The sequence below is a fragment of the Moorena sp. SIO3H5 genome (assembly GCF_010692395.1).
GTDB lineage: Bacteria > Cyanobacteriota > Cyanobacteriia > Cyanobacteriales > Coleofasciculaceae > Moorena.
Genome location: NZ_JAAHHS010000554.1, coordinates 1 through 3971 on the forward strand (window position 1 = coordinate 1; position 3971 = coordinate 3971).

1 protein-coding gene and 1 pseudogene are annotated in these 3971 nt (G+C 45.2%); both read left to right on the forward strand.

What is annotated here, in order from left to right:
• The first annotated feature begins 286 nt into the window (after positions 1-286).
• Entirely contained in the window at positions 287-3391 is a 3105-nt protein-coding gene (locus F6K52_RS33360; protein WP_293088964.1) for a DUF1574 family protein, read from the forward strand.
• Between the two features lie 298 nt (positions 3392-3689).
• A pseudogene (locus F6K52_RS33365) lies at positions 3690-3971 on the forward strand (MBOAT family protein); the annotation flags it as partial.

Sequence of the window (3971 nt, forward strand, 5' to 3'; positions counted from 1 at the left end):
GAGAATCCTTTCTAATGTAGAGGTACCACTGACAAGAGATTCCGTCGCGAGGAGCCGGATGAAGGGAAACTTTCACGTCCGGTTTTGGAGACGAGTCAGAGGGGTGACCCAATGGCTTAGTTTAATTTCTGAGTATCCGAACCAATGGGTGGAGTTGGAAAGAAGCCCGCGCTTTCCCGTTAGGGCAGCTTCGGGAGTATGTCACAAAATTGTGCTTAAATTCAGGCGAGCATCTAAGATATGAAGAAATCAGTCGTCCGTTAGCAGTCCAGTTAATCAATTTGTGATGTTGGATGTCGATCAGCGTCTCCCAAAAGCTCCTCCGTCCTCCCTTACCAAGTGGGCTTATTGTGCCATTAAGCAACCTGGGTTATCCATACGAATCCGTTTGCGAGGCAACAATTTACACATTCTGTGTGAACACCCTCAGGGAGTAGAAGCCAATAAGGTGGTTAACCGCCTTATCAAATCCCTGAAACTGCAACAGGGAGAAGTTCAGTTTCCCCTAGACTTAGCAAACCCGATCTATCAAATAATTGTTTATGGGCGTCGAGTGGGCCAGAAGCGTCCAGACTGGATTAAGCAAATTGCTATTAAACTACCGACCGATGATGCCACTCATGCTTTTAACCAATCATCCCAGACGTCTTTCGACGCCATAACCACTGATGCGGACCTAACTGTCTCAAACGAAAGTCTTGCCCGTTCTGGAGAACCAGATGCGATCGCTCGTTATCTCAGTGAATCTCTCAGTTACCTAGGTGTCAGTGTTAAAGTCCGGATCCAAAACCAAGATTCCAAAGCTAGAAGATTTTCAAGGGCAAGTTCTAAGCTTCACCCTTCACCCCCTAACCGACGGCTCTGGATAATTTGTAATTCTAACTACAGCCCCGATCCCTCCTTACTATCTGAGCCAATCATCGACCGGTTACATTCCTTGCAACTCCAAGGGTTTCGAGATGCCGTCATTTGCTTTCAGGTAAGTGGCGAAGCCACTCCTGATTGGAAGCAGCGAGTGGATTTGACCCCTCCAGAACAAGTCCTTAAGGAATGGGCTCGTTGGGGAGATGTAGAAGCAATCCAGCGGTTATTAAATCAGGGGTTGGCAGCGGTGGGAATAACCGTTCGAGCCATTCTTAAAGAAAGCACCCTACATGTATTTTGTAGCTTTATCCACCGCCGGAAAACTATTGCCCCAGAAAAAGAAACAGTAGTCAGTGCCATTGCCTCAGTACTAGATTTAATTGCTCCTCAAGGAATCCAGGGTGCCACTATTTATGGTGTAGACTCAAATCAGTTCCCTAGTCAAAGCTTACTGTCTCAGCAAGCTGAGTCTCTCCAACCCCGCTTGGGAAAAAATGATCAAGCTGTCAACAATTCCTTACTGCCAGAAACCGAATCCCCAGCCTGGATTCATTGGCTCAACTTACCAGGAGCAGACCACCAAAGTTTAGGAGAATCGACCTATTCCTTAGCTCAAACAGGGCATCACGATGCCTTGACCTTTTTGTTGGAACGCTTACTCAATCCCGACATTGACCAACGATTGGTAACAGGTGGAATAAGGGTAAAAATTCGCCGTAAACAAGACTTGTTGCACATCATGAGCGAGGCAACGGTCTGTCCTCGAAAATCTCAGATCACTCGAAAAATTACCCGCTTCCTAGAACAGCTGGCTATGTCGGAAATTACTGGCTTGCGGCTCTATGGACGTCGGGCTGGTGCTACCTCCCCCTCCTGGAACTATGGAGCTGATTTTGTTCATCGACAGCGTCTAGTCCCAGAAGCTACCCCAGAGTTTGCTGCCTCAGATGCCTACCTGAGTGATTTGGTAACTCCCAGTGGCGAACCAGTACTGCGTCGTGATCTAACCCACGAGGATCTCAACCAGGGTTTAAAAGGAGCAGTTGATGGTCTAGTTTACATACTCCAGCGTTTGCTATGCTACTCTCAGCTATTTGTACCCACTGTAGAAAACCAAGACATGGCAGCCTTCTCAGACAAGAGACAGGCCAAGGGGAAATTATCTATCCAAGGCGTCACAGTAGCCATGGTATGGGGCGTAGCAGGATTACTACTAACACTGATCACAGATTGGCGTTTTAGTGAGCTCCTACAGTCTCAAGCTTCACCCTCAGCGGAAGTAAAGGCAGTGACTCACTCACCACCGAAACCCATTGCTTTGCCCCAACTATCTTTGCAGAAAGGGGCGGGTCTCGGGGCTGAAAACTTCAACACCTCTGGGTTTACTGCTCCTGGGGATACCATGGTGATTATGAATGAAAACGGCAATGCCACCATGGCAGCCATGCTGGCTGCAGCGCGATCGCCCAATCCTTCATTCAATAACCAGATGTTAGATGAAAAGCTAGCTCTGTACCAACAACGCCTGCTTCAGAGTGGTATCCCTGATGTACTGATTATGGGGAGTTCTAGGGCCATGCGGGGAATCGATCCCATTGCCCTCCAAGATGCCTTAGAAGAACAGGGCTATCCTGACATTGACGTCTTTAACTTTGGAGTTAATGGTGCCACAGCTCAGGTAGTAGACTTCATGGTTCGGCGCGTCTTAACTCCGGACCAACTGCCTAAATTGATAATTTGGGCTGATGGGGTCAGAGCCTTTAACAATGGTCGAGTGGATGCTACCTACAACTCAATTATCGCATCACCAGGCTACCAAGCTCTAATGGCAGGAGTTTTTCCGAACCGCACTAAAGAACCGCCATTACCGACAGATGCGACAGACCAACCTCTAGAGGTTTTGAATGATAGTTATCAGTTCATTAGTGGCTGGCTAAATCAGTCAATAGCAAAAATTTCGTTAACTTATCCTCACCGAAGCCAGCTCAAATCTTTGTTACAGGAAAAGTTTGTTGACCTAGAAAAGTTCCTGCAACCAGACACAAACGAGACTGCCAAAAAGCCTGAAAATACATTATCACCAACCTGGAAAATTGACTTTGATGGCTTCCTGCCCCTGTCAACTCGTTTTAACACCGCTACCTACTACCAGAAACATCCTAAAGTTCCCGGTATTTATGATGGTGATTATCGGTATTTTCAGCTAGGAGGTCAGCAAGACAAAGCCCTAAGAAATTTGATGGAATTTGCCCAGAAGCATGACCTTAGTATCGTTATGCTCAACCTACCCCTGACTAAAGAATATTTAGATCCAGTTCGGACAAAATATGAGAAACAATTTCAGCGATACATGTACAATTTTGATTTAGAAGGGAGATTGATTTTCCGAGATTTCAATAAAATGTTGCTAACTAAACATGACTACTTTTCAGACCCCAGCCATCTCAACCGCTATGGTGCTTACCAAGTTTCTAACCAGTTGGCTAAAGATCCAATGATGCCTTGGTCATTAGTGATTAGTGATTAGTGATTAGTGATTAATCATTAATTATTAATCAGTTTTAAATTGACAAACACCCAATAAGTATATAAAGTATATAGCGGTTTGCCAACTTTCCTAATTACAATAACAACAAGTAGTCAGTAGTCAAGATTTGTAATTATACGCAACCATTCTCTTGGTGCGCATTCACGCTTGTCGGGAAACCCGACCGGGGTCGCACCGCTAGGCAAACCGCTATAAATATTCAAACGAAAACGATATTAACCCTTCAGCCTACCCTACCGTAACGGTATCAGGGGAACATCCTTCATCCTTTATCTTTATGTCATTTATTTCGATTACCTACAGCTGTTTCTTGTTAGCAGTTTTGGGAATCTACTGGTTGCTGCAACGTTCTACAGGTGCCACAGGTTCTCCCAAACTAAAACTTTTGGTTTTAGTAATTAGCAGTCTAATCTTTTATGCTTCATTACAAATCCAATACATTCCCCTGTTGGTATTGATTACCCTAATTAATTTTTACTTTGGACAAGCACTTGGGACGAATACAGTTCCTGGTTCCCATGCTACTAATTATCATCTCTCCAATGAAGAATGGCTATTG